The sequence below is a fragment of the Rhodococcus sp. MEB041 genome, assembly GCF_030208955.1.
Classification (GTDB): Bacteria; Actinomycetota; Actinomycetes; order Mycobacteriales; family Mycobacteriaceae; genus Rhodococcoides.
The window spans coordinates 364,629-390,605 of record NZ_JARVSZ010000003.1 but is presented as its reverse complement, the minus strand read 5'-3'; the positions used below and the strand labels follow the sequence as shown (position 1 = coordinate 390,605).

The window sequence follows — 25,977 nt, the reverse complement described above, 5'->3', positions numbered from 1 at the left end:
TCTCACGAACCAGCGGGGGTCAGTGCTCGCATCGCCCCCGCCATCACGTCGGCGACCCGCTCCTGCTGCGCCGCGGTGATGTGGGCGAACATCGGCAGGGACAGGATTCTGTCCGAGGCCGCCTCGGACACCGGGAAGCTGCCGGGTCCTCTGCCCAGGTGCCGGTAGGCCTCGGTCAGGTGGATCGGCGTCGGGTAGTGGATTCCCGTGCCGATACCCGCAGCCGCCAGTTCGGCCGCCACCCGGTCACGATCGTCGAGTTGCACGACGTAGAGGTGCCACACGTCGACATTGCCCGGGAGCGATTGCGGGAGAGTGAGTTCGGCGATGCCACCGAGCAGATCGGCGTAGCGCGCGGCGGCGGCGCGCCGAGCGTCGTTCCACCGGTCCAGACGCGCCAACTTCGCCGACAGCACGACTGCCTGCAGCGCGTCGAGTCGTGAGTTCACACCCACGACATCGTGGACGTACTTCCGAGAACTGCCGTGCGCCGCGATGGTGCGCACGCGGTCGGCCAGGAGGGGGTCGGACGTCACGACGGCACCGGCATCGCCGGCGGCACCGAGATTCTTGCCGGGATAGAAACTGGTCGCCGCGGCCACGCCGAGAGAGCCGGCCGGGCGGCCGTGCCGCGTCGCACCCTGTGACTGGGCGGCGTCCTCGATCACCACAGTGCCGTCGGCCTCGCACAGTCGAATCAGTTCTTCCACCGGCGCCGTCTGACCGTAGAGGTGAACCGGAAGAACGGCAGCGGTTCTCGACGTCAGCGAACGCTCGACGGCCGCAGGATCGATGAGGAGTGACGTCGGGTCGACGTCGACGAGTACCGGTGTCGCCCCGACCCTCGACACCGCTTCCGCCGTCGCGATGAACGTGTTCGCCGGGAGAACGACTTCGTCTCCTGCACCCACACCGACGGCTCGCAACGCCAATTCGATGGCGTCGGTACCGTTTCCGACACCCACACAGTGGTCCACTCCGACGAACTCGGCGTACGCAGATTCGAACTCGCCGACGGCCGGACCGCCGATGAAAGCCGCTCGACGCAGGATGTCCTCCACTCGCGGCATGATCTCGTCATGGATCTCCGCCTGCTGTGCGGCGAGGTCGACGAAGGGAACGCTCATGCCGCACCTGCGCCGGTCATCGGCACGGCCGGGCATCCCACCCGCGTCTCACCGGGCGGGACGTCGGACACCGCCACCGCCGCCATGCCCAGAACACTGTCTCGGCCCACGGTGAGATTCTCCCGTACCGAGCTGTTCATTCCCAGGTACGCACCGCTCTGTACGTGCACTCCACCTCCCAGAACTGTTCCTGCGCAGAGAGTCACGTAATCATCGACCGTACAGTCGTGTGTCAGGACCACGTGGGGCATCACCACCACGTGAGCACCGACCGTGACGTCGGCGGTGAGAACAGACCCCGCGAGAATCACCGAACCGACACCCACCGTGCATCCCTGCGGAATGCGCACGGAGGGATCCACGATCGTCGCGAAGCGGGACGGCTCGACTCCACCGGCGACGACGCGCCGCACGATGGCGGCGCGAGCCGACCCGGATCCGGCGCAGACCACGAACGAGCACTCGGGATGATCGACGGCGTCGCGACTGGTTCCCGCGATCGTCCACGATCCGAAGCGCGTTCCGACTCTGCGCAGGTCGTCGTCCAGCACCGCGACCACATGGTGCTCGCCACCGGCCCGGACCGCGGCGGCGACCTCGCGCGCGAGGCCGGACGCGGCGATGATCACCAAGGATCTGCTCATGACGTCCTCGACATCACCGCGACCACGCGGTCGTGCTCGTCGTCCGTCATCGCGTGGAACAGCGGCAGAATCAACGTCGACGCGGTGAGATGCTCGGTGACCGTCAGATCGCCCATCACGGCGTCACTTCCGATATAGGCCGGTTGCAGGTGCGTGGCCATGATTCCGCGACGTGCCGAGATGTCGTGCGCTGCAAGGTCACGAAGGTAGTCGTCGCGACTGCGAGCGGCGTCCGCTCCGATCTCGACCCAGAAGGACTGGAAGTTGCCCTCTCCGTCGTCCGGATCACCCACGCATCGGAGGCCCGAGACATGTGCCAGTGCTTCTCGGTACCGCCCGGCCAGCGCGCGACGTCGCTCGATCACGGCATCGAGCTTCGTCAGCTGCACCAGGCCGACGGCAGCCTGCAGGTCCGTCATCCGATAGTTGTAGGCGACCTCGGTGTACGACTCGGCGGCGGGCAGCGTGTCCTGGTGACGGTCCGCGGCCGACTTGCTCGTCGCGTGCTCACGCAGTGCACGTGCACGTTCCGCCCATTCCGGCCGATCGGTGGTGATCATCCCGCCCTCACCGGTGGTGAGGATCTTCCGCGGGTGGAACGACCATGCGGCGATGTCGGCACTCACCCCCACCGGACGGCCACGGTAGGTGGCTCCGGCACCACACGCGGCATCTTCGACCAGCACGATGTTCGACGGTGCGGTCACCCGGCGGATGTCGTCCACCGCGACGGGGACGCCGCCCTGGTCGACGGCGATGACAGCACGGGTCCGCGGCGTCAGCACCCTCTTGACCGTGTCGCCGTCGATGTTGCCGGTGATCCGGTCGACATCGGCGAACACGGGCCTGGCGCCGACGTACCGCACTGCGTTCGCCGTGGCCACGAACGAGAACGACGGAACGATCACGTCGTCACCCGGTCCGATACCGGCCACCACCAGGGCAAGATGGAGACCCGTCGTGCAACTGCTGACCGCCACGGCGTGCGCGACCTGCATGCGAGCCGCGAAGGCGCTCTCGAACTCGGCGACCCGCGGTCCCTGAGCGATCCAACCGGACTCGAGCGCCGCCGTGACGGCAGCCACCTCGTCGGCGCCCAACCACGGGCGCATCACGTCGATCCGCGTCACGTCGCAGTCACCGCGAGGCCGGACACGGCATGGCGGCGCGGCCGCCACCAGTCGACGAGTGCGCGCAGTCCGCTGTCGAGATCCACCGACGGCGCATAGCCGAGGTCGCGGGAGGCTGCCGTCGTGTCCGCCAGCCGGCGGGTGACCGCATTGACGGTCCGAGCGGGTCCGAACTCGATCGGAAGATCCGAGTCCATCACGCGCAGCAGCGCTTCGGCGAGCTCCCGCAGACTCGTCTCACGACCGCTCCCGATGTTGTACACGCCGTCCACGACGGACGACGAGGCGGCTGCGACGTTCGCCCGAGCGATGTCCTCCGTGTAGGCGAAATCCATGGTCTGGGTACCGTCACCGAAGATGAGCGGGGAACGGCCGTCCTCGATTCTCTCCATCCAGCGGACGAGCACCTCGGTGTACAGCCCGTGAACGTCCATGCGCGGCCCGTAGACGTTGAAGTAACGCAGGGAGACGTGGTCAGTGCCGTACATGGCGCGGAAGCTGCGCAACATCCCCTCACCGAACGACTTCGCGGCACCGTAGAACGTGTCGTTGTTGTGGTGGTGGTGACGCTCGTTCGTCGGAAAGGATTCCGCGAGACCGTAGACCGAAGCGGAGGAGGCGGACACGATCTTGCTCACCCCGTGTGCGGCCGCTGCCTCGTACACGGTGAAGGTGCCGTCCACGAGCACTTCCAGAGCGAGCCGGGGCTCCTCCGCGCACTGCGTGATGCGAATCGCGGCCTGGTGGAAGACCACATCCGCCCCGGACACCACGTCGTTCACGAGGTCTCGGTCACGAATGTCGCCCTCCACCAGCTCGACCCGTGGATCGGACAGTGACGTCTCGAGGTTCTCACGGCGACCACGGGTGAGGTTGTCGAGAATGATCACCCGCGCACACCCGGCCTCGACGAGCTGGTCGACGATGGTCGATCCGATGGTGCCGGCACCGCCGGTGACCACCGTCGTCGCGCCGTTCAGGTCTGTCATTCCATGTCTCCGGTCTCGGGGTCGACGGCACGGGGACGAACGGGGCGTCCGTGATCCGCTGCGCTGTCGGTGGCGGCTTCGAGCACGGACAGCACTCGGAGTCCGGCGGTACCGTCCGTTCGAGCAGGACGGTCTTCTCTGATCGCGGACGCGAACTCTCCGACCATGGTGTGGAGGGCCTCCGTCTCGGCGAGCGCGGGAACGGTGATGTCGCCCAACCGATACGACACCGCCGCACGACGCTTCTCGTCCGCTCCCGGCTGGCCCAGATGTACTCCACGATCGTGGATCGACACTCTGCGCAGGGGGTCGAGGTCGTCCCAGACGAGGGTGCGGTGGCTGCCACCGATCACCATCTGACGAATCTTCGTCGGCGACAGCCAATTCACGGACACGTGCGCCGAGGCACCGTCCTCCAGACCCAGCGTCAGATGTGACACGCAGGATCGGCCGGCGCCGAGCGGGTCGGAACCTGTGGCCGACACCCGCGTCGGGGCGAGCCCGCCGGGAAGCACGAAATCGAGAATCGACAGGTCGTGCGGTGCGAGGTCCCACAGTACGTCGACATCGGGCTGAATCAGACCGAGATTGATCCGTGTCGACTCGATGTAGAGGACTCGTCCCAACATGCCCTTGTGCAGGACATCGTGGATGTACTGCACTGCAGGCGTGTAGCAGTACGTGTGGTCGATCATCAGGACCAGTCCGGCGTCCCGAGCCGCTCGGACCATCTTCCCGGCGTCCACGGATCCGGGCGCCAGGGGCTTCTCCACCAGGACGTGTTTACCTGCGGCCAGGGCAGCGAGAGCGATCGGGGCGTGGGACGCCGCGGGCGTCGCGATCGCGACGGCATCGATGTCGGACCTGCCGAGAAGCACGTCGACATCGGTCTCGATCTCCACGGTCGACCGCGACCCGACCACACGCTCGGCCCGGCTCCTGTCCCGGTCACACACCGCGACGAGATCCCACGACGGATGATTTCTGAAGTTGCGCACCAAGTTCGGACCCCAGTAGCCGGCGCCGATGACAGCAACGCCGTACGGCCTGCTCACGAGTCACCCTGCCGACGGTCCGACGACGGGTCGGAGTCGGCGACCAGATAGGCACCACGCAGACGGAACCACGCCTCCGGCCCCTGGACGATGTAGCGACGTGCGAGGCGCCGTGGCTCACGGGCGAGGCGATAGAGCCACTCGAATCCGTGATCGCTCATGAAGCGCGGCGCACGTGTGGAATCACCGGCCATGAAATCCGTTGCGGCGCCGAAGGCGAGGAGCAATCGCGCTCCGGTGTGGTCCCCGTACCGTTCGATCCAGAGCTCCTGAACCGGTTTGCCGAAGCTGACCACCACGATGTCCGCACCGGACTCGCGCACCGACTCGGCCAATTCGCGGCCCAGTGTCTCGTCCTGGACCGTCCGGCGGTCGGGAGCCCAGTAGCCCGCCACCCGCAGTGCCGGGTGATTGCGTGTCAGACGGCGCCGGAGGCGTTCGTGGACCTGAGGGGTGCCCCCGAGGAACCCGACCGAAGCGCCGGCCGTCTCTGCGAGAGAGAGGATCTCGGGAAGCAGGTCGGATCCCGTGAGTCGTGGCCACTTGGTTCCGGTGAGATCGTTCGCACGGTCCACGATCGGCTGACCGTCGGCCAGCAGCAGCCATTCATGAGTGGGTCGCTCGTCCGGCAGGTTCAACCTGGACCGCTCGATGCCACCGAAGTGGTGGATGTGGTCGAGGTTGACCGATCCGATCGCGAGGGGCTTGCCGCCCTTCAACCTGTCCCCGACCAGGCCCAGAACATGCGGGGTACCGCACAGGTCCACCCGAGTACCCGCCACGATCATGCGTGCGGTTCGTTGCGGGGAAGTCCGCGTCGGCTCTGTTCGGATGTCGACTGCCGTGCCGTCACCGACCGCGTCGTCGATCGCGGCGGTGAGATGCAGAGCTGCAGAAGTGGGTGTGCTCTCGCTCGAACCGAGTGCAGTGGAAAGCTTCATGGGTCACCTCGATGATCAACACTGATCCGAGCCGTGGGAGTCGCACGGCGTGCGCGGGATCCGCCACCGCATGACGGAGTCGGGTCCCTGTGCTGTGTTCGACGCGACCTCGTGCACGCCGACAGCAGACTGAGTGATCAGTACTTTAAACAGAAACCTTCGCCATGACGCTTATCGAGGACTTTTTTCATTCGACCGAATGATGTGAACGGTCGGTACGTTCCCGGAACCGACTACGGGTCCGGCCTCGCGTCAGGCCCGAAGCCCCCGCCACGCGAGGCTCTCGAGAAGGTCGACCGCCTGGTGCACGTCGATCTCGCCGCCGGCGACCCTGTCGGCCACGGCCTCGCCGGCACCGACCAGGGCGACGGCCATCAGTCCGAAGTTGTGTTCCGGCCGCGGGTCCTTGGTGCTCATCTCGAGCAGCGACGCGGTGAGGCTGATCAACCGATCGCGGCTGCTCTGCACCTGACCGGCGAAGGCCTGCTGGCCGATCGCCTGCCGGTAGAGCACCATCCACGACGAGCGGTGCTCGTCCACGAACGTGAGGAACCCGAGCAATGCCTTGCGCAACTGCTCGCGGGGAGTGAGCGTCGGGTCCGCCGCGGGAGTCATCGCAGCGACGAACTCGAGGCCCTCCCGATGGATGCACGCGGCGAAGAGTTCGTCCTTGCTGCCGTAGTACAGATACAGCATTGGTTTCGAGATCTCGGCCCGTGCGGCGATGGAGTCCATCGACGTGCTGTGAAAGCCGTTCTCGGAGAACACCTCGATGGCGGCGTCGAGCATCTGCTGCTCACGGACGGCGCGCGGCAACCGCTTGGTTCCGCCTGCCATGCGTCCTCCCCGGAGCTGTCCGCCGTACGACCTCCCGACTCTACGTCACCGTCCGCAGGACGAGTCAGGCGCAGCCGAGGGCTCCCTTGGCCGTGAGGACGGTCCGGGCCGCGTCGTCCACGCGCGCATCGCTCAACTCCCCGGACGCCACGGCCGCCTCGAGACGGTCGAGGACGCTCGGCACCGCGTCGGTGGTGATCCAGAGGGCGACGTCGGCCCCGGCGACGAGGGCGGCCAGCGCCGCGTCCTCGATGCCCAGTCGCGACGTGATCGCCGCCATGCCGGACAGGTCGTCGGTGAAGATCGGGCCGGTGAACGGCGCCGCCCCGTAGCCGGTGCCGTCACGCAGCAGTGCCATCGCGGCGGGACTGATACTGGCGGGCACGCCCTCCGTCGTCAGGCCCGGAACGTCGAGGTGTCCGACCATGGCACCCACTCCGGTGGACACGAGATCGCGGAACGGAACCAGGTCGCGGGCCTGCAGTTCGGAGAGCGGCGGTGTTGTGACGGCGCCGGTGTGCGAGTCGCCCGATCCGGAGCCGTGCCCCGGGAAGTGCTTGATCACGGGCATCACCCCGGCGTCGCGGAGACCGCGCGCAGCAGCTCCGGCGTACGCGACGACGGTGGCGGGATCGTCCGAGTACGACCGGTCACCGATCACCGAGTCGTCGGGCTGGCTGCTGACGTCCACGTCGGGAGCGAAGTCGACGGTGATGCCGAGATCCTTCAGTCCACGTCCGCGCTCGAGCCACATCTCGTACGTCTGCTCGGGGGTCATCGTGGCGGCGGTCTCGCGTGCCGAGGGCACCGAGCCGAGCAGGTCGGCTGCCCGCGACACCCGGCCGCCCTCCTCGTCGATCGTCACCATGACGGGCACGGTGGCGGCCGACTGCATGCGATCGACACCGCCGCCGGTGAGCATCGTCTTGTCGGTCCAGCTACCCACGAACACACCACCCACCTGCTCGGCGCCCACCACCGCCACGGCGTCCTCGGTCCCGGTGACCCCGACCGTCAACAGCTGGGCGAGCCGCTGCCGCAGCGTCATGGCGTCGATGGCGGTGGCGCACGAATCGGGCGTGGCCGCAGGCATCTCGGACGTCGACACGACCGCCGAGGGAGCCGAGGGCGGTGCCGTGGCCGCACCGGTGGTGGTGGGTGTGGGAGCCGCCGCGTCCCCCGTCCCGCACGCCGTCGTGGCGATCGCGCACGTCGCGACCAGTGTCAGAACTCGGCGCAGGTACATACCCGAAACGTTATCGCGTGAGCCTCCCCGCAACCCGACCGCGACGGTAAGATCGTCAGCCACCGCCACAAGCCTGGAGGCTCTCATGTCGTGTGACGTCATGTTGATCGCGTACGACGGTTCGGACAATGCGCGCAGGGCGGTGGACTACGCCGGCAGATTCCTTCAGGCGAAACGCGCCATCGTGCTCACCGCGTGGGAACCGATGGTGCGACAGGCGGCCCGCATGTCCGGCCTGTCCGGAGTGATGGCGCCGGAGTGGCTGCCGGACGAGCAGACCGAGGACATCGCACTCGCCGACGCGAAGGTCACCAACAGCGAGGGCCTCGAGCTGGCCGCCCGCGCCGGCATCAACGCCGACGGGCGCTGCGAGGAGTCGCACTCCGCCATCTGGACCACCATCGTCGAGACGGCGGACGAGGTGAACGCCGACATCATCGTCACCGGGACGCGCGGCCGGACCGGTCTGCGGTCGCTGCTGCAGTCGTCCTGTGCCGATCTCGTGCTCAAGCACAGCCATCGCCCTGTACTCATCGTGCCGCCCGGCAGATGAGTGACGGGCAGGCCGGAGGCCGGTCGAGGTGAACGGGCAGGCCGGAGGCCGGTCGAGGTGAACGGGCAGGCCGTTGGCCGGTCGAAGTGATAGGTTCTGCTCGTGAAATCCGCAGCGATCAGTGCCGTCATCGGCGTCGTGCTGGGAGTGGCCGTGGTGTTCGGCGCCACTGCCGCCGCCTCGTCCAACACCCGCCCCGAGGTCGATCGTTCCGGTAACGCCGAGTCCTCCCTCCTCAACCAGGTCGAGTACGGCAGCCGCTGACGTCCGATGCTCCCGTCACCGCGCCCGTAGGGGCCCGGTGGCGTTTCTTCTCCGCGGTCGGTGCGCTGGTCCTGGCGTTCCTGCAGGCTCCCGGCCTGACCGTCGCCGACACCAAATACGACCTGACGCAGAACCCGCTGGGGTTCCTCTCGCGTGCGTCCCATCTGTGGACGTCCGACGCCACCTTCGGCCAGGTACAGAACCAGGCGTACGGCTACTTCTTCCCGCACGGGTCGTTCTTCGCCCTCGGTGACGTGCTGGGGCTGCCCGGGTGGGTGACGCAGCGTCTGTGGTGGGCGGTGCTGATCTTTCTCGGGTTCTGGGGTGTCCTGCGCTTGTGCGAGGCCCTCGGGGTCGGGAGCCGCGGGTCGCGGGTGGTGGGTGCGCTCGCGTTCGTCCTCGCTCCGCGGGTGATCACCACCCTGGGGTCGATCAGTTCCGAGTCGCTGCCGATGATGCTGGCGCCGTGGGTGCTCATTCCCCTGGTCCGCGTCTTCTCCGGCCGCGCCGTGAGCATTCCGCGCGCCGCCGCGTGTTCGGCGCTGGCCGTCGCGGCGATGGGTGCCGTGAACGCCGTGGCGACGGCGGCAGCCACCCTCGTGGCGGTCGTGTGGTGGCTCGCGCACAGGCCGGACGCCCGGTGGCGCCGGTTCTCGCTGTGGTGGATCGGGTGTCTCGTCGCCGCGACGACGTGGTGGCTGGTTCCCCTCTTCATCCTGCGCGGCGTCAGTCCACCGTTCCTCGACTACATCGAGTCGGCCGGCACGACGACGCAGTGGGCCTCGCTGGTGGAGGTCCTGCGCGGCACGAGCAGCTGGACACCGTTCGTCTCGCCGGAACGCATCGCCGGCGCTGTGGTGGTGACACAACCCGCCGCGGTGATCGCCTCTGCCGTCGTGGCCGCGGCGGGAATGGCCGGGCTCTGCATGCGGTCGATGCCGGCACGCGGTCGGCTGACCCTGGTGCTGCTGATCGGGCTCGTGGGCATGACCGCCGGGTACGTCGGCGGACTGGCCTCCCCCGTCTCCGAGCAGGTGCGACTGTTCCTCGACACCTCCGGTGCGCCGCTGCGCAACATCCACAAGCTGGAACCGGTGATCCGACTGCCGTTGGCGCTGGGCCTCGCACAGTTGCTGGCGCAGGTGCCGCTGCCGGGTTCGGTGCCGTCGCCTCGCTGGCGTCGCGCGGCGTCGCACCCGGAACGGGAGCCCCTCGTCGCTTTCGCCGCACTCGTCCTGGTGGCACTCACCGTCTCGACCTCGCTGGCCTGGACCGGGCGGCTCGCGCCGCGGGGCGCGTACGAGGCCGTTCCGGCCGAATGGTCCGACGCGGCGGGCTGGTTGGCCGACCACGCGGGCACCGGAGCCGAGGGGTCCCGCGCGCTCGTCGTTCCCGGTGCGCCCCTGGCCGCTCAGCTGTGGGGGCTGACGCGGGACGAACCGTTGCAGGCGTTGGCGGCCTCGCCGTGGGCCGTCCGTGACGCGGTCCCGTTGGTGCCGCCCGGCGCGATCCGCGCCCTCGACTCGGTGCAGCGGCTCCTCGCGGACGGCAGACCGTCCGACGGGCTCGCCGACACGCTGGCATCGATGAACGTCCGCTACCTCGTGATGCGCAACGATCTCGACCCCGAGACGTCGCGTTCGACCCGGACCTCGCTGGCGCACCAGAGCATAGAGAACTCGCCCGGGCTCGAGCGGGTCGCGACCTTCGGCGACGACATCGGGCCCGGACGGGTGGACGGCATCGTCGCCGACTCCGACCTGCGCCCCACCTATCCCGCGATCGAGATCTTCGAGGCGACTCCCGGCACCCCCGCCGTCGCCGGCCCGTACACGGTGGTGGCCGACGACGTGCCCCGAGTGCAGGGCGGGCCCGAGGTCCTCGCTCGCCTGAACGAGCACCGCGAGCGCGGCGGCCTGGACCCGACTCCGGCGGGACCGGTACTTCTCGACGGCGACGCCCGGGCCGCCGGGCTCACGGTCGACGACGTCCTGGTGACGGACACCCCGATGAACCGCGAGGTGGACTTCGGCTCCGTCGACGATCACAGCAGCGCCCTGCGCACATCCGACGATCCCCGCCGCACACTCAATCTCGTGTCCGACTATCCGGTCGACGGTGCGCCGCTGGTCGAGGGCGCGTGGTCCGGTGCCCGGGTGTCCGTCTCCTCCTCGGCATCGGACGCCACCCAGTTCGGCGGCGCCTCGCCCGGCAACGGTCCGGCGGCGGCCGTCGACGGCGACGCCGCGACGAGTTGGGTGAGCAACGGCCTCGAGAGCTCGGTCGGTCAGTGGATCCAGCTCGACCTCGATCGCCCGGTGCAGTCCGGCCTGCTCGACTTCCGCACCAGCCCCGGCGCTCTGGGGTCACCGGTGAAATGGGTCGAGATCGAGACGGACAACGGGACCGCAGCCGCACGCATCACCGAACCGGGCGATCCGGTGACCGTCTCACTGCCCGCCGGCACGACGACGCGGATCCGGGTGACAGCCACCGAGACCGAGAACGGTTCGGTCGGAGCACAGTTCGGCGTCAGCGACCTTCGCCTCACCGATTACACGGATCCCGATGCACCGGCACCGGTGGTCGTCCGGCACCTCACGGAGATGCCGGCTCCGGCCGACGGCGTCACGGTGACGGGATGGAATCTGGCACAGGAGCTTCCGGGCCGGACAGGCTGCGTCGACACGCCCGATCGGGTGCGCTGTGCGGGTGGCGTGGCCGTCGAACCCGAGGAACTCGACAGTTTCCAGCGCACGCTCTCGGTTCCCAGTGGCACGGCGGTGACCCCCGAACTCTGGCTGCGCTCGCGTCAGTCGTCCGCGCTGGAGGATCTCCTGCAGGACGCCACACGTCCGCGGGCTCGGGGTGCGGCCGAGGTCACCGACGTCCGGGGGTCCACCTTCGCCCTCACGGACGGCGACGACCGCACGTCCTGGACCGCGAGCCAGGACTCGATCGAGGGCCGGGCCGGAACGTATCCCACCGTCACTCTCGAACTGCCGCAACTCGTTTCGGTCGAGGGGCTCGACATCGCCCAGAGCCTCGGCGCACTGCCGTCTCATCCGACCAGGATCGCCGTGAACCTCGGGACCGGCCCCCAGGTCCGCGACGTCGACGCGGACGGCGACACCAGAGTGTCCCTCGAACCGGCGGTGACCGACCGGATCACGGTCTCGCTGCTGGAATGGGACGACGTACTCGACCGCACGGCACTGGGATTCGACCAGGTACGGCCTCCCGGTCTGGCCGAGATCACGGTGCTCTCCGGATCCGGATCCGGATCCGAATCCGAATCCGGTACCGCGTCCGCGGGGGCGGCGTTCGATCCCGATCGCCCGATCGTGACGTCGTGCGCGACCGGCCCCACCCTGACCATCGCGGATCAGCTCGTCCGCACCGCCGTCTCGACGACGGCCGGGGCGTTGGCCACCGGCGCACCGATCCGTGCGTCTCTCTGCGAGGGCGATGTCCCCGTCGCGGCGAACGTCTCCAATCCTGTTCCGCTTCCCTCGGGTTCGCAGTCCGTGTCGGTGGACCCGGGCGACGCCTTCGTCGTCGACAGCGTCGTGCTGCGCACGGCACCGCTCGCTGCGTTCCCCCACACCGGCCCCACCCCCGTGGCGGTCACCGCGGACGAGTGGACCGCCGACACCCGCCGCGTCGTCGTGGCCGGGTCCTCGACTCAGCGCATTCTCGTGGTGCCCGAGAGCACCAACCCGGGATGGGTGGCCACGCGCCCGGACGGAGAGGTGCTCGCCCCGGTGATCGTGAACGGGTGGCAGCAAGGGTGGATTCTCCCCGCCGGCCTCTCGGGCGAGGTGACCCTGACGTTCCCCGCCGACACCTGGTACCGCACGGCGATCGTCGCGGGCCTGGCGCTTCTCGCGGCTCTGGCCGTGATGACGATGCGGCGCCGCCCGTCGGACCCCGCGACGGCACCGACACCCACCTGGCAACCCGCCCTCGTCGGCCACGCGGGGCTGGTCGCCGCCGTGTGGGTCATCGGTGGGCTCGCCGCACTTGGCTGGCTGGCGGTTCTCACCGTCGCGGTCGCCGCCGTCGACCATCGCTGGGGAGCCCGTGTCCGCGGTCGTGTGCTCGTCGCGATCGCGGGGCTCGGACTCAGTGTCGCCGGGGCGATGCTGTCGACCGGCCCCTGGCGTGATCCCGACGGCTACGTCGGCCACTCGGCCGTCATTCAGCTCGCAGCGCTGGCATCCGTCGGCGCCGTGGCGCTCGCGGCGCTTCCCTCGTTCGCCCGGATCCGGTCGGCCCTGCGCGCTTCCCGTCGACGCAGTGCGACACGGACCGGCTCCTCCACCAGCGCGTAGCTCGCCGCGGCGACCGGCAGCGTCAACACGACCGTGGCACCGGCGACGAGGAGGAACTGCCCGCCGAACGGGGACACCCCCAGCACGGGGAACACCACGGCCAGCACCGCGAGGTGCCAGATGAAGATGCCGTAGGACCACCGGCCGATCATCAGCGCGAACGGACCCGACAGCCACCGGGTACGGACACCCGTTCCGACGGCCAGGGGCGCGATGAGACAGAACGCGACGACGGCGCCCAAGGCCACCTTGACCGCGAACTGCCATGCCGCCGGCGTCGTGAGGTCCTGTGCGCCCGCGATCGGTGTCGACGACGCCGCGAAGGCCGCCGCCGCGATGCCGGTGAGCAACCATCGTCGGCTCGCGATCCGGACGACCAGCGGGACAGCGGGCAGGTCGGAGACCGGTCGGGACTGAGCGGGCAGGTCGGCAGCAGCCTCGGCCACCACCATCCCGGCCGCGAACCACGCCAGGTAGCCGGGCAGCCAGTTCTCGATGTTCACGCCGTCCGCGGTGGAGATCGGGAGAAAGGTCCACCCGAGCGACAGGGCGGACACCCCGACCAGCACCGGCGTGCGCAGACGGGCTCGAGGTCCGCGGAGCGCGGCCATGGCGACCCCGATGAACGGGAGCAGCAGATAGAACGCCACCTCGACCGACAGCGACCACATCTGGGTCATGCCCTGCGTCAACGTCAACGGGACGAACACCTGCACGAGGGTCAGGTTGGCGATCCACCCCCGGACGCCACCACCCGCACCCGGCAGCAGGGCCAGCACGACGACGACCACGAGCCAGTACGCGGGCAGGATGCGTGCCGCGCGGTGCACCAGATAGGTACGGACGGACGGCCTCGGCCGCGAGCCGCGCGCGGCGGCCGCGTGGGGTCGCCACAGCAGGAACCCCGAGAGCGCGAAGAACACGGCCACCGCGAGATCGAGACGGCCGAGCAGCGGGCCCACGAGGGGTGTGCCCGTCGATCCCGTCTGGAACGCGACGTGGGTCAGCAGCACGCCGACGGCCGCGAGACCGCGCATCCCCTCGAGCGCGGGCACGAATCCGCCGATGCGCGGATCGACGCGGGCCTTCTCTGCAGTGGTCATCGTCAGGAGAGTCTGCCGCATCGCACCCGAACTCGGAGCGGCCCAATACGTTAGTGTTCGACCCATCACGGCCGGTATGCACTGACAAGTGCACATGCACAAAGGGGACCTCCAGTATGGCGAACAGATCCACACCGACGCGTGTGATCCCGCCGATCCTCATCGGGCTCGGAGCTTTCTTCCTGGTCATCGCGATCCTGATCCCGCTGTACACGGTCGGGCGCCTCGAGAAGACGCCGCTGGACCTCGAGATCACCAGCGTGTCCACCGGCACCGGGTCGGTGCTCGATTCGCGTTCGCTCACAGCGGGTTCCGCCGTCGTGGATCAGAACGTCCCCCTGATCTCCCAGCGCTTCGTCACCACGGAGGAGCCGTCGAACTCCGACGTCATCACCGTGCAGGCCGGCTCGTCGCTGCGACGCACCGATCGACAGGGTGACACCGGTCTGCTCACCGCGACCGTCGACCGCGTGAGCCTGGACCGCGTGTCCTCCATGCCGGTCGACCCGGTCGGATCCATCCAGAGCCAGGCCGACAAGCCGGCCGAGGAAGTGCCGCACACCGGACTGCAGTACAAGTTCCCGTTCGACTCGCAGAAGCAGACCTACCCCTTCTTCGACACCGTGGCCCGCGAGAGCTACGACATGACCTTCGTCGAGGAGACGCAGATCGAGGGCGTCACGGTCTACCACTACACGCAGACCATCCCCGCGGTGGACCTGTCCGCCGTCGTCCCCTCGCCGGCCAACAAGCTTGCTCTCCCCGCGAGCACGTGGGGCGTCGACGGCGGCGCCACGCCGATCACGATGACGCGGTACTACGAGAACACCCGGGACATCTACGTCGAGCCCGTCACCGGCGTCATCGTCAAGGGCCAGGAGGACGTGCACCAGTACTACGCACGCCGCGCCGGAACTCCCGAGGTGGACGTGGTCAAGGCCGTCATCGGCTTCGACGACAACACCGTCACCTACCAGCTCGGTCGCGCACAGGACGGCAAGGACCAGATCGCCCTGATCGGCCGCACCGTGCCGATCGTCGCCGGCGTTCTGGGCGTCATCCTCCTGGCAGTCGGCATCGTGCTGCTCCTGCGCGGCGGCCGCACCACCCGCGGAACACGTCCGGTGGCCGACGGACCCACGACCGGACCTCGTACCTCCGGCGCCGGTTCACCCGCACCGGACCACGACTGGACGACGGACCGTACCGAGGAGATTCCCCGCACCAACCTCCGCAAGGACTGACGTCTCCGGCCTTCAGGTCATGAATCGGCCGGCCTCCGGCCTTCCCGTCAGGGAAGTAGCAGCGTCACTCCTGCAGACTGACCGAGGGCGTCCAGCGCGAGCTGGGCGTCCTCGAGTCGTCTGCGGCCTCCGATCATCGATTCCACGGCGGCGTGCGGGAGAGTGCGCAACAGTTCGGGGTACTCGTGGGCGGCCAGCCCGTGGCTGCCGAGCACGTCGATCTCTCGCGCGATCACCACGTCCATCGACACGTGCCCGCCGCCCGGAAGCAACCCGATCTGCACGTGCCGACCGCGCCGTCGCAGACCCCGGATCGCCTCGTCCGCCAACCCGGCATGCCCGGAGCACTCCAGCGCGACGTGCATGTCGTCGACCGGCGTCTGCACCGTCCGAGCTGCTCCCAGTCGGCGCGCCAGGTCCAGCGCCGAGGTGGAGCGATCCACTGCCGTCACCTCCGCGCCGGCCCCGGACGCGATGATCACCGCGGACAGGCCGAGCCCACCGCACCCGTAGACGGCGACGCGCTCGCCTGCCACCACGCGGGCGCGGCGATGAACCGCCCGCCATGCGGTCGCGTACCGGCATCCCAGAGTGGCCGCCACGTCGAACGACACCTCGTCCGGCAACGCGATCAGGTTGGTCGAGGCATACCGGACGGCGACGAACTCGGCGTACGACCCGTCGTGTGTGAACCCGGGCTGTTCCTGACGGGGACACACCTGGTGGTCGCCGGCAGCGCACGTCGGACACGACCCACACGCACACACGAAGGGGGTGGTGACGCGACGACCGATCCAGTCGCGGTCGACGTCCGCACCCACGGCGACGACCGTTCCCGCGAACTCGTGGCCCGGAACGAACGGCAGTCGCACGTCCCCGTCGTGTCCCTGCCAGGCATGCCAGTCACTCCGGCACACCCCGGTGGCGGCCACCCGGATCACCGCACCGTCGGGACCCGCGTCGGGACGGTCGATCTCCCGCACGGTTCCCGGTCGGCCGAACTCCTCGATCACCAGTGCACGCATGCACCGACACTACTGTCGAACGACCGGCCTCCGGCCTGCCCGCTACCCAGCTAGGCAGGCTCCGCCACCGTGTTGGTCACCGACCCGATGCGCTCGACCTCGAGGCGCACCACGTCGCCCGGCCGCACCCAGCGGTCGAGTTCCATCCCGCACCCCGACGGCAAGGTCCCCGAGGTCAGCAGCTCGCCGGGGCCGATGCTCTCGGACCTGCTGGCGTAGGCGAGTCCGTCCACCAACGACCACCGGCCGCCTCGTGTCGACGTCTCCGACCACACCTCGCCGTTGACGGTGACGGTGCCGCGCAGATCGGTCAGGTGCGGCAGGACCTCGTCCGCGGTGACCACCTCGGCACTCACGGAACTACCGAACGTCTTGGTCTTCACGACGGGTCCGAAGGGACCGTTGCGCTGCTCGTCCCACTGCACGTCGCGCGCGCTGAAGTCGTTGAACACCACGAAGCCGCCGATCGCCGCTTCCGCTTCGGCCGTCGAGGCGCTGACGACGGGCCGGACCACCAGGGCGCCGAACTCGAGTTCGAAGTCCAACAGCTCGGTGTACGCGGGCCACGACATGGGGTCGCCGTCGCCGACGACGGAGAGGTGATTGCCCGTGTAGTAGATCGGGTGCTCGACTGCCGCGGCGCCCGGCCGTAGAGGCGGGAACGGCTTCCGCGCGATCGCCTGGAACGCCTTCGCCAGTGGCACGACGGCGGGCAGGTTGCGCCGCACCATCTGCTCGGCCGCCTGGTGCCAGTGCTGGTCCCACCCCGCGAAGCAGCGAAGCGATCGCGGCTCGAACGGCAGGGAGGCGAAGGACGTCGACGCAGTGGCGGTCCCGGCGGTGACGGCCCGGTCCACGAGATCGCGCGCCACGTCGCGAGCACGCTCACCGGCACCGAGGAACTCGACGATTCCGCTCGGAAGTTCCTCTCCACCAGCAGCTCTCAGATCGACCCACGTTCCCGTGGTCTCGTGCAGCACGTCGATCCCCGTCATGCCCCTACGCAGCCTCACGGACCCACCCCCCGGATTCGGTCATCCACCGATCCAAGCACACGGACACGCCCGAGCGCGCTGGTCGAAACCACAACAGATGCCACCGCAGCACATGCCGCGGCCACGACGACGAGCTCGGTCGCGCTGTCGACGATCGTGAGCACCAGGACGGCCTCGACCAGCAGCACGGTCCACGCCGCCAGCGCCGAGCGCGTGTCGCCGCGGGCCACGGCCGCCAGGAGACCGCACTGCACCACGGCCAACAGCGCGCCCTGCGCGGCGAACAGCCACAGCAGGTACTGCACCGGCGCGTAGTCCGCGCCCATCACCAGCGGAACGATCGGCCCGACGATCGCGGCACCCACCACCACGACGGATCCGACGCCGAGCAGCACCAGCAGGGCGGTGCGGACCGCCGACGCCGACCGACGCGGATCCGCCATCCTCGGGTACAGCACCACGCCGACCGACTGCGGGAGCCAGAAGGCGGCCTTCGCGGCGACGGCGCCGAGCGCGTAGACACCCGCGGCCTCCGGGTCGAGGACGCGTCGGGCGAGCAGGAGGTCGACCGAGGACAACGCGACGATCACGAGTTGGACCTGCGATGCGGCCAGCACGTCACGCCAGGTCCCGGCCGCGGCGTGCCGGTCGTGCTCGTCCGTTTGCTCGGCGCGGTCGACGACGATGCGCGCGGCCAGCGCCATGACCGCGGTCCCCACCGCACCGGCGACCAGGGCTGGTCCCACACCTCCGCCCAGCACCAGGGCGGTCACGGCGGGCGCCACCTTCGCCAGGCCGCTCGCCGCGAGTACACCGCCGAGGGCACCGAAGCGCGAGTCTCCCTGCAACAGGCCCTGTTCCGTGGCCAGCAGCACGAGGAACGGCGCCGTCACGACGGCCGCCGCCGTGGTCACGACGTCGGTGTGGAGCAGAGCCGCCACGACGGGAGTCGCGACGACGGCGAGACCGGCGACGACCACGGCGTACAGGTGTCCGAGCCTGCGGGAGGCAGCCACCGAACGACCGCGCACCCGGTCACGCGCCACGACGGTCTGCAACGCCAGCGCCGGCACCGCGAGTACCAGCTGGGCGGCGAGCAGCGACGCGAAGACCCCGTAGCCCTGCGGCCCGAGCACACGCCCGGCCGGGAGGTGCAGCAGATACGAGGCGATGTTCGCCGCCATCGACCCCGCCGTCACGATGCTCACCCCGGCCACCACGGTGGAGGTGCGCGCAGGGATCATGCCCTCATGATCGCAGGGTCGAGCAGGACAGCCGGGGCGTGGTCCCTCGCCTGGTCCGTCGTGCTCACCGGTGTCGTCCTCGGCCCGCTCCTGCGTGTGTTGCTTCCGGGTGGCGGCCACCTACTGCTGCGTGACGCGGTGTCGACGCCCCGGTCGTATCTCACCGACTCGGCCTTGGGCCTGTCCGACTCGGCAGCTCGGGCGGTTCCCCAGGACGCCGTCGTCGCGGTCGCCACCACGGTCGTCGACGGCGGTGTACTGGTCGTCGGACTGCTCGCTCTCGCTCTGATCGCCGCCGGGTGGGGCGCCGCGCAGATGACGGCGCGGGTGCTCGGCGGCGCCTCGACCGGCCCACGTCTGGTGGCCGCCACGGTGGCCGTGTGGAACCCATATGTGGCCGAACGTCTGCTGCAGGGACACTGGAGCCTGCTCGTCGGCTACGCGGCTCTCCCCTGGACGGTCGTCGCGACCATGACGCTCCGCGACCGCGGTGACCTGCGGTCCGCTGCGCCCCTCGTGCTGTGTCTCGGCATCGCCGGGCTGACCCCGACAGGCGTGCTGCTCTGCGCTGTTCTCGCCGTGGTGGTCCTGGCCGCACCGGGAGGGGCACGCCGCGTACGGCGGCTCGTCGTCGTGGCTGTCACCACGGTGATCGTGTCGCTGCCCTGGCTGGTGGCCACCGCCGTGTCCGGGGCCGGTACCGGCGCCGATCCGGCGGGTGTCGCGGCCTTCGCGGCGCGGGCCGAGCCCGGACTCGGGACGATCGGAGCGCTCGCCGGTCTGGGCGGCATCTGGAACGCCGATGCGGTTCCCGGCAGCCGAACCAGCCTGTTCGCCGTCGTCGGCACCGCCGTGCTGCTCGGCCTGGCCGCCGCCGGACTCCCTCGTATGCGCCGGACCGCGTCGCCCGTGGTCGCGGCGCTCCTGCTCACCGGCGCCGTGTCCATGGTGCTCGTCGCCCTCGCCGCCACCCCGATCGGGTTCGACGTCGGCCGATGGGCCGCCGAGTCGGTACCCGGTGCCGGGCTGTTCCGGGACGGTCAGAAATGGGTCGCCCTGTGGATGCCGGCACTCGCCCTGAGTGCAGGCGCCGCGGTCGATCGACCCGGTCGCAGCGGGACACGTCCCCGGCTCGCAGCCGTGTCCGCCGTCGCCGCGCTGCTCGTCGTCCTGCCTGATCTGGCATGGGGGGTGCACGGCGCGCTGCGTCCGGTCGACTACCCCGCCGGGTGGTCCTCGGTGATCGACGGGGTCGGACCGTCCGACGCTCTCGTGGCCGTCCTGCCGACAGGTACCTTCCGCCGGTTCGACTGGTCGGGCGAGGCACCGGTCCTCGATCCCGCTCCGAGGCTGCTGGACGCCGATGTGCTCGGCACCGGAGATCTCCCGGTGGGCGGGACGGTCGTCCGGGGAGAGAACACCGTCGCGGGGCGAGTCGAAGGCCTGCTCCTGGCCGGTGCCCCGGCGAGCGACCTCGCCGCACTCGGAGTCGGGTGGATCCTGGTCGAGAGGTCGGCGGGCGAGAGCGGGAACTCCGCACGCACCCTCGCGGGCCTGGAACCCGTGTACGCGGACGCCGATCTCACGCTGTACTCACTCGCTGATCCGGTACCTCGTGCACGCTCGGATCGTCTGCCGGCGATCGTCGCTCATCTGCTGTGGGCGGCCGCCGTCCTGATCTCGGCGGGCGTCGCCGTCACGAGAGCGCGTCGCACCCGGACTCGCTGACTCCGGACCCTCCGGCCTTCCCGCGACCAGCCCGGACACCGCTCGGCCGTGTACCCGCTCGCGCAGCACCGACTCCACCGCTCGCGCGCACCACGTCCACGAGAACTCTCGGGTCCGCAGCCGCGCCTTCTCCCCGAGCTGCCGACGGAGATCGCCGTCGTCCAACAGGGTCCGCACCGCGTCGGTCAATTCGTCGACGTCGGAGTCGCGGCTGAGCCACTCGTCGCCCACCAGGACGCCGGTGACGCCGTCCACCACGGAGTCGGTCAGCCCCCGAGAATGCCGGTAGCCGACGGTGGGGACACCGTGCTGAGCTGCCTCGACGACGGCGAGTCCCCACCCCTCCTTCCGGGACGGGAGCACGTGGATCCACGACTGCGACAGGATCTCGTGCTTGCGGGTCTCGGACACGTGACCGTGGAAGGCCACGGCGTCGGCCACGCCACGCGCGCGGGCGTGGTCGCGCAGGTTGTCGTCCCACCACCCACCGCCGATGACGTCGAGACGCAGGGCGGGCGTCGCATCGCGCAGCGCAGCGACGACGTCGATCGCGTCCTCGATCTGCTTGTGCGGGACGAGACGGGACAGGACGGCCAGCGTCGGGGCGTCCGCACGCGTGTCCGGATCGCCCACCGTGACGGAACCGGGAATGTCGTCGACACCGTTGCGGACGACGGCCACCCTCTCGCGGTCCACGCCGAGGGCGATCAGCTCGTCCGCCGAGGGAAGCGACACCGTCAGGTACTGCGAGCGTCGATGGACCCGCGGCGACAGCCTGGACTCGATCCACCATCCCAGCCGCGCCATGACCGCACCGGCCACCGGCCATTGTTCGCGGTGACAATGGTGGACCAGCACGGTGACGGGAGCCGCCGTCACGAGTCGTGCGAAGAACGGGATGCCGTTCTGCGTGTCGATCACCGCGTCGGGCTTCAGTCCCGCCAGGGGACCGAAGCCGAGCCGCCCGGCGAGGAGCGCTCCGAGCGCTCGCGGGTAGACCGTCAGGCGTCCGCCGCCGCGGCTGATGCGTACACCGTCGATCGTGTCCGACGCTGGTGCGCCGGGGTAGCCGGCCGTGCGCAGGGTGACCTTGATGCCCTGCGACGCCAGCCCTGCGCCCACGTGCTCGAGGTAGCGCTCGCTACCTCCACCCTGCGGATGACCGCTGTCACGCCAACAGAGCAGCAGCACCTCACGTAACTCGGTCATCTGCTGTCACCCCCGTGACGGTTCTCGGTTCTTCGACGTCGTCAAGTATGCCGTCGTCCCGCCGCACGATCACATCGGAGAGGCTCTACAGTCTCCACTCGTGCCCTCGTCTCCCGTCACCGCCGGACTCGCTCGACGGGCCACCCTTCGACGGTCACTCTCGCTCGTGTCGGACTTCCGGTTCGAGCAGTCCGATCCCGCACGCTTCTACGGGGCGCTGGCTCGCGACACAGCGATGCTGATCGACGACCTGTGGACCGGGGCGACCGGAACGACTCTCGACGGACTGACGGTGCTCGACGTCGGCGGCGGACCCGGCTACTTCGCCGACGCCTTCGCGGACGCGGGTGCCCACTACGTCTCCGTGGAACCGGACGCCTCGGAGATGCACGCCGCGGGGCTCGACGCCCGCGGGTCCGTCCGAGGATCCGGTACCGCGCTGCCCGTCCGCTCGGACAGCGTCGACATCTGCCTCTCCTCCAACGTCGCGGAGCATGTCCGCCACCCGTGGATCATGGCCGAGGAGATGCTGCGCGTGACGCGGCCCGGCGGACTGGTGGTGTTGTCCTACACGATGTGGTGGGGCCCGTTCGGCGGGCACGAGACCGGACCGTGGCACGTGTTCGGCGGCGAGCGCGCCGCTCGCCGCTACGCGCGCGTGCACGGCGCCGAACCGAAGAACCGTTTCGGAGTGTCGCTGTTCCCGATCCGCGCCTCGCACGGATTGCGCTGGGCTGCAGAGACTTCGGGCGGAAAACTCCTCGCGGCCTTCCCGCGTTACCACCCCCGCTGGGCGTGGTGGTGTGTCCGCGTCCCCGGATTTCGCGAGCTGGCGGTGAGCAACCTCGTGGTCGTGCTCCGCGCGCACTCCGCCGCCGACCGCGGACTCGGGACCACGCTCGCCCGTTAGGGTGGCGTGAATGACGACGACCGAGAGAACATCGCTCGCACTCGACATCGGTGGCACCAAGTTCACCGCCGCGGTGGTGGGTGCCGACGGACGACCGCAGGACCCCGTCGTCGTTCCGACCCCCACCGAGAACGTCTGGGCGGCGTGCGAGGAGCTTCTCCTCTCGGTGGTGTCCGCGGCAGGGGTCGAGTTCCAGGACATCGAGGCCGTCGGTATCGCGTCGGCCGGGCCCGTGGACACCGTTGCCGGCACTGTGGCGCCGATCAACATCGCGGAGTGGTACGAGGGCTTCGGGCTCGTGGAGGCCGTCCGCGGCGTGGTTCCGAACGCCACCGTGACCCTGGCACTCGACGGTGCGTGCGCGGCCCTGGCCGAGCATCGTTTCGGGGCCGCCCGCCACGTGCAGAACGTGCTGGGCATGGTGGTGTCGACCGGCATCGGCGGCGGCCTGGTCCTGGGCGGCGAGATCGTTCGCGGCCACAGCGGCAACGCCGGGCACGTGGGACACATCGTCGTCCCCGGATCCATCGAACCCTGCACCTGCGGCGGGGTCGGCTGTGTCGAGACGGTCGCCAGCGGCCCGAACGCGGTCCGTTGGGCCCGCGAGAACGGCTGGGATGGTGCCACCGGCATCGACCTCGCCGAGTCGGCCCGCGCCGCCGACCCGGTGGCGGTCGCCGCCCTCCAGCGGGCCGGCGTGGCGCTGGGACAGGCGATCGCGTCCGCCGCGGCGCTGCTCGACATCGAGACGGCCGTCCTCGGCGGTGGCTTCAGCGCGGCCGGCCCGGCGCTGTGGAACCCCATCCGCGAGACCGTCGCGTTGCACGCCCGGCTCGGCTTCCTCGAGTCGTTCACGGTGGTCCCCGCTGCCCTCGGGGCCGTCGGGACTCTCACAGGAGCGGCCGCACTGGTCACCCCGAAACAGCACTGACGCCCGCCCCCGTGATCGGGAGCGGGCGTCAGTGGTGGTGGATCAGGAGTTCAGGCGCTGCTTGAGAGCGTCGAACTCGTCCTGGATGCCGGTGGGGAGCTTCTCGCCGACGAAGTCGAACCATTCCTCGATGAGCGGGATCTCCTTCTTCCACTCGTCGACGTTCACCGCGAGCGCCTCGGCCACATCGGCCGTGGCGACGTCGAGTCCGTCGATGTCGAGCGCGTCGGCCGTGGGCACCACACCGATGGGCGTGTCGACACCGGCGGCCTTGTGCTCGATGCGCTCGACGATCCACTTCAGCACGCGGGAGTTCTCACCGAATCCGGGCCACAGGAAGCGCTTGTCGTCGCCGCGGCGGAACCAGTTGACGTAGAACACCTTCGGGAGCTTGGACTCGTCGGCGTTCTTGCCGAGGTCGATCCAGTGCTGGAAGTAGTCGCCGACGTTGTAGCCGAGGAACGGCAGCATCGCCATCGGGTCGCGGCGGATGGTGCCGACGGTTCCCTCGGCCGCCGCTGTCTGCTCGGAACCGACGGTGGCGCCCATGAACACGCCGTGCTGCCAGTCGCGAGCCTCGGTGACCAGAGGAACGGTGGTCTTGCGACGGCCACCGAAGAGGATCGCCGAGATCGGCACACCCTGCGGGTCGTCCCACTCGGGCGCCATGGACGGGCACTGGGACATCGGCACGCAGTAGCGCGAGTTGGGGTGCGCCGCATTGCTGTCCGAGTCCGGCGTCCAGTCCTTGCCGGTCCAGTCGATCAGGTGCTGGGGGTCGCCCTCGAGGCCCTCCCACCAGACGTCGCCGTCGTCGGTCTGCGCGACGTTGGTGAAGACGGCGTTGCCCTGATCGATGGTGCGCATCGCGTTGGGGTTCGAGTCCCAGTTGGTACCGGGCGCGACACCGAAGAAGCCGAACTCCGGGTTGACCGCGTACAGCCGGCCGTCCTTGCCGAAGCGCATCCACGCGATGTCGTCACCGATGGTCTCGGCGCGCCAGCCCGGAATGGTCGGCTGGATCATCGCGAGGTTGGTCTTGCCACAGGCGGACGGGAACGCCGCGGCGATGTAGTACGCCTTGTCCTCCGGCGAGATGAGCTTGAGGATCAGCATGTGCTCGGCCAGCCAGCCCTCGTCGTGGGCCATGGCCGACGCGATACGCAGCGAGTAGCACTTCTTGCCCAGCAGCGCGTTGCCGCCGTAGCCGGAGCCGTAGCTCCAGATCTCGCGGTCCTCGGGGAAGTGCGAGATGTACTTGGTGTCGTTGCACGGCCACGGGACGTCCTGCTGACCCTCGTCGAGCGGGGCTCCGAGCGAGTGCAGAGCCTTGACGAAGAAGCCGTCGTCCCCGAGCTTCTCGAGCACCTTCGCGCCCATGCGCGTCATGACGCGCATGGAGACGACGACGTACTCGGAGTCGGTGATCTCGACACCCAGCTTGGGGTCGTCGGCCTCGAGCGGGCCCATGCAGAACGGGATGACGTACATGGTGCGACCGCGCATGCATCCGCGGTACAGATCGCGCATCGTGCCGCGCATCTCCTCCGGGTCCATCCAGTTGTTGGTGGGACCGGCGTCGATCTCCCGAGTGGAGCAGATGTAGGTCCGCGACTCGACGCGCGCCACGTCGGACGGGTCGGAGTTGCCCAGGAACGAGTTGGGCTTCTTCTCGGCGTTCAGCCGAGTGAACGTCCCCGCGTCGACCAACTGGTCGGTGAGGCGGTTCCACTCCTCGTCCGAACCGTCGGCGAAGACGATCCGGTCGGGCTGGGTCAGCTCGGCCACGTCACGTACCCAGGCCAGCAGGCCTGCATGCGTCGTGGGCGGCGTGCCGTCGGTTCCGTTGAGACCCGGAATGGTCGCGGTCATCTTGTCTCCTGGGGTGGTGCAGGAACGTGTGGCCGTCACCGCCTCGGTCCGTCGATCGGCGCCGAACCGAAGTGCGTGAGCGAACCATGGGTTCCCAGTGGGCGGGGTAGTCCCGTGACCTTCGATCGACAGATCGCAGGGCCCCGAGTGTCCTGGACCTAGAGGTTAACGCTGTGAAGAACGGCCAGGGCACTCGGGGCATGTCCGTTCCGTCACAAAACCGATTCAGTGACCTGGCCGTAAAGCGCACTATGTCAGGACATTTGGTGTCTATCGCGTCACAGCGACCCGCGCTCGGACGCACGCCAGACGGCGTCGGGACCGTCCGCGAGGTCGGTGGAGGACACCCACACGGTGTAGTCGCCGTCGGCCTCGAAGACCGTCGCACGGTCGACGTCGCCGTCACCGTCGAGATCGCTGAGAACCGTCATCTCCGTCGCACTCCGATGGAATGCCGACGCGTGGACGTCGGACAGACCTCCGTGCAACACCGCCGTGTCGGCGGTGCCGTCCCCGTCGAGATCGAGGGCGGGGTCGAACCCGTCGTCCGCGACACCCGGCCCGTCCGGGTCGAACGATCCCGACCACTCGGCCAT

Annotated in this window: 20 protein-coding genes and 2 pseudogenes; 7 read left to right on the top strand and 15 right to left on the bottom strand. The window is 69.5% G+C overall.

All coding sequences use genetic code 11. The features are described from left to right. Positions 1-2: 2 nt before the first annotated feature. The 8 genes from QRN16_RS11665 to QRN16_RS11630 form a co-directional block, all read right to left on the bottom strand. The gene (locus tag QRN16_RS11665) at positions 3-1,127 is read right to left on the bottom strand and encodes a DegT/DnrJ/EryC1/StrS family aminotransferase (RefSeq protein WP_285186831.1); all 1,125 of its coding nucleotides are present in this window, start codon (positions 1,125-1,127) and stop codon (positions 3-5) included. Beyond that, entirely contained in the window at positions 1,124-1,771 is a 648-nt protein-coding gene (locus tag QRN16_RS11660; RefSeq protein WP_285186829.1) for a PglD-related sugar-binding protein, read from the bottom strand. The genes QRN16_RS11665 and QRN16_RS11660 overlap by 4 nt, the downstream gene beginning before the upstream one ends. Continuing rightward, a complete protein-coding gene (locus tag QRN16_RS11655) occupies positions 1,768-2,901 on the bottom strand; it encodes a DegT/DnrJ/EryC1/StrS family aminotransferase (RefSeq protein ID WP_222637977.1) in 1,134 nt (377 codons plus the stop codon). Before QRN16_RS11655 ends, QRN16_RS11660 begins: the two co-directional genes overlap by 4 nt. Next, the gene (locus QRN16_RS11650; protein ID WP_285186826.1) at positions 2,898-3,890 is read right to left on the bottom strand and encodes an SDR family NAD(P)-dependent oxidoreductase; all 993 of its coding nucleotides are present in this window, start codon (positions 3,888-3,890) and stop codon (positions 2,898-2,900) included. Before QRN16_RS11650 ends, QRN16_RS11655 begins: the two co-directional genes overlap by 4 nt. Beyond that, positions 3,887-4,945, bottom strand: a complete 1,059-nt coding sequence (locus QRN16_RS11645) for a Gfo/Idh/MocA family protein (protein WP_285186823.1) — start codon at positions 4,943-4,945, stop codon at positions 3,887-3,889. The genes QRN16_RS11650 and QRN16_RS11645 overlap by 4 nt, the downstream gene beginning before the upstream one ends. Further along, positions 4,942-5,886 carry a WecB/TagA/CpsF family glycosyltransferase gene (locus QRN16_RS11640; RefSeq protein ID WP_222637974.1) on the bottom strand — a complete coding sequence of 315 codons (945 nt, stop codon included), beginning with the start codon at positions 5,884-5,886 and terminating at the stop codon, positions 4,942-4,944. Before QRN16_RS11640 ends, QRN16_RS11645 begins: the two co-directional genes overlap by 4 nt. Before the next feature lie 252 nt (positions 5,887-6,138). Then, positions 6,139-6,723, bottom strand: a complete 585-nt coding sequence (locus QRN16_RS11635; protein WP_027506190.1) for a TetR/AcrR family transcriptional regulator — start codon at positions 6,721-6,723, stop codon at positions 6,139-6,141. A gap of 64 nt (positions 6,724-6,787) precedes the next feature. Next, on the bottom strand, positions 6,788-7,969 hold the full coding sequence (locus tag QRN16_RS11630; RefSeq protein ID WP_285186817.1) for a glycoside hydrolase family 3 N-terminal domain-containing protein: 1,182 nt from the start codon (positions 7,967-7,969) through the stop codon (positions 6,788-6,790). Between the two features lie 85 nt (positions 7,970-8,054). Here QRN16_RS11630 and QRN16_RS11625 point away from each other — a divergent pair, with 85 nt between their 5' ends. The 3 genes from QRN16_RS11625 to QRN16_RS21815 all read left to right on the top strand — a co-directional run bounded on the left by QRN16_RS11625 (position 8,055) and on the right by QRN16_RS21815 (position 13,120). After that, positions 8,055-8,522, top strand: a complete 468-nt coding sequence (locus tag QRN16_RS11625) for a universal stress protein (RefSeq protein WP_285186809.1) — start codon at positions 8,055-8,057, stop codon at positions 8,520-8,522. Between the two features lie 102 nt (positions 8,523-8,624). Further along, the gene (locus QRN16_RS11620) at positions 8,625-8,786 is read left to right on the top strand and encodes a DUF2613 domain-containing protein (RefSeq protein ID WP_285186808.1); all 162 of its coding nucleotides are present in this window, start codon (positions 8,625-8,627) and stop codon (positions 8,784-8,786) included. Then, positions 8,783-13,120, top strand: coding sequence for an alpha-(1->3)-arabinofuranosyltransferase (locus tag QRN16_RS21815; RefSeq protein WP_350310211.1), 4,338 nt, complete (start codon positions 8,783-8,785; stop codon positions 13,118-13,120). The genes QRN16_RS11620 and QRN16_RS21815 overlap by 4 nt, the downstream gene beginning before the upstream one ends. A gap of 17 nt (positions 13,121-13,137) precedes the next feature. Here QRN16_RS21815 and QRN16_RS11610 read toward each other — a convergent pair. Next, positions 13,138-14,223, bottom strand: a pseudogene (locus QRN16_RS11610) (acyltransferase family protein); the annotation flags it as partial. 116 nt (positions 14,224-14,339) lie between these two features. Between QRN16_RS11610 and pgfA the strand changes: the two are divergent. Then, on the top strand, positions 14,340-15,467 hold the full coding sequence (pgfA, locus tag QRN16_RS11605; protein ID WP_056441268.1) for a cell envelope lipid trafficking protein PgfA: 1,128 nt from the start codon (positions 14,340-14,342) through the stop codon (positions 15,465-15,467). Between the two features lie 47 nt (positions 15,468-15,514). Here the strand turns inward: pgfA and QRN16_RS11600 are convergent, their stop codons facing one another. From QRN16_RS11600 to QRN16_RS11590, 3 genes are read right to left on the bottom strand one after another with little or no spacing between them, the layout of a single operon-like run. Continuing rightward, positions 15,515-16,492, bottom strand: a complete 978-nt coding sequence (locus QRN16_RS11600; protein ID WP_285186803.1) for an alcohol dehydrogenase catalytic domain-containing protein — start codon at positions 16,490-16,492, stop codon at positions 15,515-15,517. 50 nt (positions 16,493-16,542) lie between these two features. Next, a complete protein-coding gene (locus QRN16_RS11595) occupies positions 16,543-17,505 on the bottom strand; it encodes a fumarylacetoacetate hydrolase family protein (RefSeq protein ID WP_285186800.1) in 963 nt (320 codons plus the stop codon). After that, a complete protein-coding gene (locus tag QRN16_RS11590; RefSeq protein ID WP_222649882.1) occupies positions 17,502-18,731 on the bottom strand; it encodes a polysaccharide biosynthesis protein in 1,230 nt (409 codons plus the stop codon). The genes QRN16_RS11595 and QRN16_RS11590 overlap by 4 nt, the downstream gene beginning before the upstream one ends. A 6-nt stretch (positions 18,732-18,737) precedes the next feature. Here QRN16_RS11590 and QRN16_RS11585 point away from each other — a divergent pair. Next, positions 18,738-20,387: pseudogene (locus QRN16_RS11585) on the top strand (MmpA family trehalose lipid delivery protein); the annotation flags it as partial. Here the strand turns inward: QRN16_RS11585 and QRN16_RS11580 are convergent. Next, positions 20,325-21,668: a glycosyltransferase family 4 protein gene (locus QRN16_RS11580; RefSeq protein WP_285186796.1), complete on the bottom strand. Its 1,344-nt coding sequence runs from the start codon at positions 21,666-21,668 to the stop codon at positions 20,325-20,327. The pseudogene QRN16_RS11585 and the gene QRN16_RS11580 overlap by 63 nt on opposite strands. Before the next feature lie 100 nt (positions 21,669-21,768). On the opposite strand from QRN16_RS11580, the gene QRN16_RS11575 reads away from it, so the two are divergent. Together QRN16_RS11575 and QRN16_RS11570 are read left to right on the top strand one after the other, a co-directional pair. Next, positions 21,769-22,578: a class I SAM-dependent methyltransferase gene (locus QRN16_RS11575; RefSeq protein ID WP_285186793.1), complete on the top strand. Its 810-nt coding sequence runs from the start codon at positions 21,769-21,771 to the stop codon at positions 22,576-22,578. A 10-nt stretch (positions 22,579-22,588) separates the two neighbouring features. Beyond that, the gene (locus tag QRN16_RS11570) at positions 22,589-23,509 is read left to right on the top strand and encodes an ROK family protein (protein ID WP_285186791.1); all 921 of its coding nucleotides are present in this window, start codon (positions 22,589-22,591) and stop codon (positions 23,507-23,509) included. A gap of 42 nt (positions 23,510-23,551) precedes the next feature. Here QRN16_RS11570 and QRN16_RS11565 read toward each other — a convergent pair whose 3' ends face one another. Beyond that, positions 23,552-25,381 carry a phosphoenolpyruvate carboxykinase (GTP) gene (locus tag QRN16_RS11565; RefSeq protein WP_027506179.1) on the bottom strand — a complete coding sequence of 610 codons (1,830 nt, stop codon included), beginning with the start codon at positions 25,379-25,381 and terminating at the stop codon, positions 23,552-23,554. A gap of 278 nt (positions 25,382-25,659) precedes the next feature. Next, positions 25,660-25,977, bottom strand: coding sequence for a DUF6802 family protein (locus tag QRN16_RS11560; protein WP_051613439.1), 318 nt, complete (start codon positions 25,975-25,977; stop codon positions 25,660-25,662).